We start from the raw sequence: 5593 nt of genomic DNA, 5'->3' as shown, positions 1-5593 counted from the left end.
GGGCCAAACGACTAGAACGATCGGGCCATCCAGGTCGTCAGCGCCGCGACGGCGGGCGCCCGTACTTCGCCCGGAAGAGCCGGGCGAAGTAGGACGGCGTCTCGAACCCGACCAGCAGCGCCGCGTCCATCACGCTGGTCCGAGGATCCTGCAGCAGCAGCTGCGCGCGCTCCAGGCGCTTGCCGTTGAGGAAATCGATCATGCTGTGGCCGGTGCGCTCGCGGAACAGCCGCGTGAAGTGCCGGCGCGACAGCAGGAACTGCGCGGCCACGTCGTCCACCGTCAACTGCTCGGCCATGTGCGCCTCGAGGTAGGCGACGATCTCGTGGATCAGCAGCGCATCGCGGCCGCGATGCGCCGGCAGCGCGTTCGCCGTCGTCAGGGCCGTCGTGATGCACTCGGCGGCGATCAGCCGCTCGGTCGCCTGCATCCGCGGCGAGTCGCGGTGTTCGGCGTCGACGCCGGCGAGTTCCTCGCGCAGTCGCAGCATGTGCACCAGCGAAGGACTCATCCGCCACACCCCGCACGACGGCGGTGCGGACGGTGCGGACGTTGAAGACGTGACGGACGACGCCGACGACGAAGCCGCGCCGGCGATGCGCCCGGCGCAGTCCTCGACGAAAGCCTGGTCGACATACAGCGCCAGGTGTTGCTGCTGCGGCCGGGTCGCCGCCGTCGCGTGCTCGACGCCCGGCGCCACCAGGGCCATGCAGGCGGCGTTGATGCGGAAGGCGCTCTGCTCCTCGCGCACCCGCACGACCATGCCGCCGGAACGCGGCATCAGGATCATGTACTCGTCGTGCGCGTGAAACTCGGTCTCGTACGACGGCGTGCGGCTGTCGACGATCTTGGCGGTGACCTGGGGCGCGAGGTGGCGGCGACGGGTGTGGAACATGGCGCCGCCATTCTGGCCCGTCGCCCGGCGACACGCCCGGGCGGGTATCGCAAACAGTCATGCCGCCGACCGGGATCCGTGCTTCAATCGCCGCACTGACACACGCGCCCCCGGCGCCATCGGCCTTCGAATGCTCATCGATCTCCCGCTCGAACAAAAGAGCGGCACGCTCGCAGAACAGTTCCTCCGCAGCACTTTCGTGCAAGGCCGCGCCGCCATCGACTATCAGCTCTACGTCCCCCCGGGCGACAGGGATGAACCCCGTCCCTTGCTGGTGATGCTGCACGGCTGCGGACAGGATCCCGACGACTTCGCCGCCGGCACCCGCATGAACGAGATGGCGCGTCGCAACGGCTGGCTGGTGCTTTACCCGGCGCAGTCGATGCAAGCCAACCCGCAAGGCTGCTGGAACTGGTTCAAGCCCAATCACCAGGAACGCGGCCGCGGCGAGCCCGCGCTGATCGCCGCCCTGACGCAGGAGATCATGGCCACCCACCGCGTCGATGCGAGCCGCGTCTACATCGCGGGCCTGTCGGCCGGCGGCGCGATGGCGGTGGTCCTCGGCCGCGCCTATCCGGAGCTCTTCGCCGCCGTCGGCGTGCATTCCGGCCTGCCGCATGGCGCCGTCGATGATGCGAACGGCGCGATGGCGATGATGCGCAGCGGACAGCCCACGCGCCTACCCGCGGACGGTATGGCGATGGACGCAAAGGTCGACGCCAAGATCGACACGGGAGCCGACGCTGTCCGCCCCACGCCGACCATCGTCTTCCACGGCACCCGCGACATGACCGTGCACCCGCTCAACGGCGAGCACATCTACGCGGACGCCACGGCCGGCGTGGCCGGCGCCCAACGGATCGAGAACGGTCGCGAAGGCACCCGCGCCTACACCCGCCGGACGCACGTCACCCCGCAAGGGCGCGTGCACGCCGAACTCTGGCTGATCGAGGGCGGCGGACACGGCTGGTCCGGCGGCGAACAGAGCGCTTCGTACACCGACTGGCTGGGGCCCGATGCGAGCGACCAGATGCTGTGTTTCTTCATGGCACACCCGCTGGGCGACAATCGTGCATGACCCGCACCGATCCCACCGGCGCCGCGCCCGCGGCCCCCGCTGCCTCGCAGCCGCCGGCGGCGCCTAGCGCCACCTCCTTCGACGCCCTGCCCCTGCCGCCCGCGATGCGGGCGAATCTGCAGCAGCTCGGCTACCTCTCGATGACGCCCATCCAGGCCGCCAGCCTGCCGCTCGCGCTGGCCGGCAAGGACCTGATCGCGCAGGCCAAGACGGGCAGCGGCAAGACGGCCGCGTTCTCGCTGCCGCTGCTGACCAACCTGAATCCGCGCCGTTTCGCCGTGCAGGCGCTGGTGCTGTGCCCGACGCGCGAGCTCGCCGAGCAGGTGACGCAGGAGATCCGCCGCCTGGCCCGCGCCGAGGACAACATCAAGATCCTGACGTTGTGCGGCGGCGCGCCCATCCGCAACCAGCTGGCGAGCCTGTCGCACGGCGCGCACATCGTCGTCGGCACGCCGGGCCGCATCCTGGACCACCTGCAGCGCGAGACGCTCACGCTGGAGGCGCTGAACACGCTGGTGCTGGACGAAGCCGATCGCATGCTGGACATGGGCTTCGCCGAGGACATCGCCCAGGTGATCGCGAACTGTCCGAAGACGCGCCAGACGCTGATGTTCTCCGCCACCTACCCGGACGGCGTGAAGTCCATCGCGACGCGCTTCATGCGCGCGCCGCAGGAGGTGACGCTCAAGGAGAAGCACGCCGCCGGCAAGATCCGCCAGCGCTTCTACGAGGTCAAGGAGAACGAGCGCCTGCATGCCGTCGGCCTGCTGCTCAACCACTTCCGCCCCGCGAGCACGCTGGCGTTCTGCAACACCAAGCAGCAGTGCCGCGACCTCGTCGCCGTGCTGCAGGCCGAGGGCATCGTCGCGCTGGAACTGCACGGCGACCTCGACCAGCGCGACCGGGACCAGGTGCTGGTGCAGTTCGCCAACCGCAGCTGCAGCGTGCTGGTGGCCACCGACGTCGCGGCGCGCGGGCTCGACATCGCGCAGCTGGAAGCCGTCATCAACGTCGACATCACGCCCGACGCCGAGGTGCACACGCACCGCGTCGGCCGCACCGGCCGCGCGGACGAGGAAGGCTGGGCCTTCAGCCTGGCCAGCCTCGACGAGATGGGCCGCGTCGGCCGCATCGACCAGATGCAGGGCACGGTCACGCCGTGGCATCCGCTGAGCGAGCTCACCACCGAACCCGGCGCCGAGCCGCTGCATCCGCCCATGGTCACGCTGCAGATCCTGGGCGGGCGCAAGGAGAAGATCCGTCCGGGCGACGTGCTGGGCGCGCTGACCAAGGACCTGGGCTTCGGCGGCGCGCAGATCGGCAAGATCAACGTCAACGAGTTCTCGACCTACGTCGCCGTCGAACGCGGCATCGCCGACCAGGCGCTGCGCAAGCTCAATGCCGGCAAGGTCAAGGGCAAGTCGGTGAAGGTGCGCCTGCTGTGAGCACCGTGGACAGCTTCGCCGCGCTGGGCCTGTCGCCGCGCCTGGTGCGCGCGGCCGACGAGCTCGGCTTCGAAATCCCCACGCCGATCCAGGCGGCCGCGATGCCGCCCATCATCGCGGGCCGCGACCTGCTGGGTTCCGCCGCGACGGGTTCCGGCAAGACGGCCGCGTTCGTCTTCCCGATGCTGCATGGCATCGATGCGCGCATCCGGCCCGCGCTGCGCCGCACGCAGGCGCTGGTGCTGGTGCCCACGCGCGAACTCGCCGCGCAGGTCGGCGAGACGGTGATCCAGGTCGGCCGTTTCCTCGACGAGCCGCTGAAGGTCTCGGTGCTGTACGGCGGCGTGTCGATCAATCCGCAGATGATGGCGCTGCGCGGCGGTGCGGACATCGTCGTCGCGACGCCGGGCCGGCTGCTGGACATCATCGAGAAGAACGCGCTGAAGCTCTCCGGCGTGGAGTGCCTGGTGCTGGACGAGGCCGATCGGCTGCTCGACGCCGGCTTTGCCGACGAGCTGGCGCGGGTACTGGCGCTGCTGCCCAAGCGGCGGCAGAACCTGCTGTTCTCCGCCACCTTCCCGGCGGCGGTGCAGGCCCTGGCGGACCAGTTGCTGAGCGACCCGGTGCGCATCGAAGTCACCGGCGAGCCGGCGACCGAAGGGCAGATCGAGGAACACGCGGTCGAAGTCGACGCCGCGAAGCGCACGCCGCTGCTGCGCCACATGATCGAGCAGGGCGAGTGGTCGCGCGTGCTGGTCTTCGTCGCGACGCGCTACGCCTGCGACCACGTGGCCGACAAGCTGCGCCGCAACGGCCTGGAGGCCGCGGCCTTCCACGGCGATGCGAGCCAGGGCGCGCGCACGCGCACGCTGGCCGACTTCAAGGCGGGTCGGATCCGGGTGCTGGTCGCCACCGACCTGGGCGCGCGCGGCATCGACATCGCGCGGCTGCCGGTGGTGGTGAACTACGACCTGCCGCGCGCGGCGGACGACTACACGCACCGCATCGGGCGCACGGCGCGCGCCGGGGCGAGCGGGCTCGCGGTGAGCTTCATCAGCGCGGCCACGGAGGCGCACTTCCGGCTGATCGAGAAGCGTCAGGGGCGCCGCGTCGAGCGCGAACGGATCGCCGGCTTCGAGCCGACCGAGGTCGCTTCGCCCGATGCCGCCGCCGGCGGCATCAAGGGCCGGCGGCCGAGCAAGAAGGACAAGCTGCGCGCGGCAGCAGCCGCGGGCAAGTGACCGCAGTCCGCGGGGGCCATTCCGGCGGCGTGCTCAGGCGTAGGCGTTGAGGTTGCGCCCTAGATTGCCTTCGGTGGCCAGGGCCGGCTGCGGCAGGGCCGCGAGCAGCGCGGCCGCGCCGGATTCCTGGACGTCCATGGCCTTGCGCAGCACCAACAGGCTGGCGGCATTGCCGACCGTGCCTGGCGTGCTGCTGGACGCATTGCTGACCGCTGCGGCGACGCTGGGGGTGTTGGTGATGTTCATGTCAGGAATATCGGCGATTCCTGCGCCGGCTTGAGCGCAGATCAGCGCTCGCCGAGCGCCCGGACTGCCCGACTTGTGACGAGGCCCGTCCCGGCCCCAGCTTCCAGGCGCCCGGGCACACGCCTTGTCACCACGATCCGGGTTTTCCCGCTGCTGAGAAGCGGCACTATTTCGGAAAGTGGTATTCAAGCGGTGTCATAAATTTCGGACTGAACAAATGCCAGTGCAAATCCACTGACGCCGCAATCCGCTGGTCGATCCCCATGCTTCGGGAACCGGCGGCTTTGGTGCGGGTTCGGAACCCGCTCCGGCCTCACACCTGGGAACCACTGCCATGACCGTCTCCGTCCGACGCCCCTCCTCCACCACGTCCGCGCCGCTGCGACTGATCGTCGCCCTCGGCGCTGCCGCGCTCACCTTCCAGGCCGTCGCGCAGACTGCCGCGGCCTGGAAGCCCGACGTCTACTACACGGCCGGCACGGTCGTGAGCTACAACGGCCAGCTCTACCGGGCCACCGTCAACCAGACCGATTACGCCAGCACCGGCTGGAACCCGACCAACGCCTCCCTGTGGACCCTGGTCGGTCCGGCGAGCGGCCCGGCGCCCTCGCCCGCTCCTTCGCCCGCCCCCACGCCCAGCCCGGCGCCCAGTCCCGCACCGGCGCCCACACCGGCCCCGTCTCCGGCG

6 protein-coding genes are annotated in these 5593 nt (G+C 70.4%); 4 read left to right on the top strand and 2 right to left on the bottom strand.

What is annotated here, in order from left to right:
• Positions 1–37 precede the first annotated feature (37 nt).
• The gene (locus VF536_RS08330) at positions 38–895 is read right to left on the bottom strand and encodes an AraC family transcriptional regulator (RefSeq protein ID WP_331614356.1); all 858 of its coding nucleotides are present in this window, start codon (positions 893–895) and stop codon (positions 38–40) included.
• Positions 896–1025: 130 nt separating this feature from the next.
• On the opposite strand from VF536_RS08330, the gene VF536_RS08325 reads away from it, so the two are divergent.
• The 3 genes from VF536_RS08325 to VF536_RS08315 all read left to right on the top strand — a co-directional run bounded on the left by VF536_RS08325 (position 1026) and on the right by VF536_RS08315 (position 4659).
• The gene (locus tag VF536_RS08325) at positions 1026–1973 is read left to right on the top strand and encodes a PHB depolymerase family esterase (protein ID WP_331614355.1); all 948 of its coding nucleotides are present in this window, start codon (positions 1026–1028) and stop codon (positions 1971–1973) included.
• 104 nt (positions 1974–2077) lie between these two features.
• On the top strand, positions 2078–3418 hold the full coding sequence (gene dbpA, locus VF536_RS08320; RefSeq protein WP_331614357.1) for an ATP-dependent RNA helicase DbpA: 1341 nt from the start codon (positions 2078–2080) through the stop codon (positions 3416–3418).
• Complete coding sequence (locus tag VF536_RS08315) at positions 3415–4659, top strand: DEAD/DEAH box helicase (protein ID WP_331614354.1); 1245 nt, start codon at positions 3415–3417, stop codon at positions 4657–4659. The genes dbpA and VF536_RS08315 overlap by 4 nt, the downstream gene beginning before the upstream one ends.
• Before the next feature lie 33 nt (positions 4660–4692).
• Here the strand turns inward: VF536_RS08315 and VF536_RS08310 are convergent, their stop codons facing one another.
• Positions 4693–4905 carry a putative motility protein gene (locus VF536_RS08310; RefSeq protein WP_331614353.1) on the bottom strand — a complete coding sequence of 71 codons (213 nt, stop codon included), beginning with the start codon at positions 4903–4905 and terminating at the stop codon, positions 4693–4695.
• 334 nt (positions 4906–5239) lie between these two features.
• Between VF536_RS08310 and VF536_RS08305 the strand changes: the two genes are divergently transcribed.
• Positions 5240–5593, top strand: a 354-nt coding sequence (locus tag VF536_RS08305; protein WP_331614352.1) for a carbohydrate-binding protein, incomplete at its 3' end; no start/stop codon positions are given.

This window comes from Roseateles sp. (assembly GCF_036486225.1).
In the GTDB taxonomy this organism is placed as follows: domain Bacteria; phylum Pseudomonadota; class Gammaproteobacteria; order Burkholderiales; family Burkholderiaceae_C; genus Roseateles.
The sequence above is the reverse complement of the archived record's forward strand: the minus strand, read 5'-3'. Positions and strand labels throughout refer to the sequence as shown.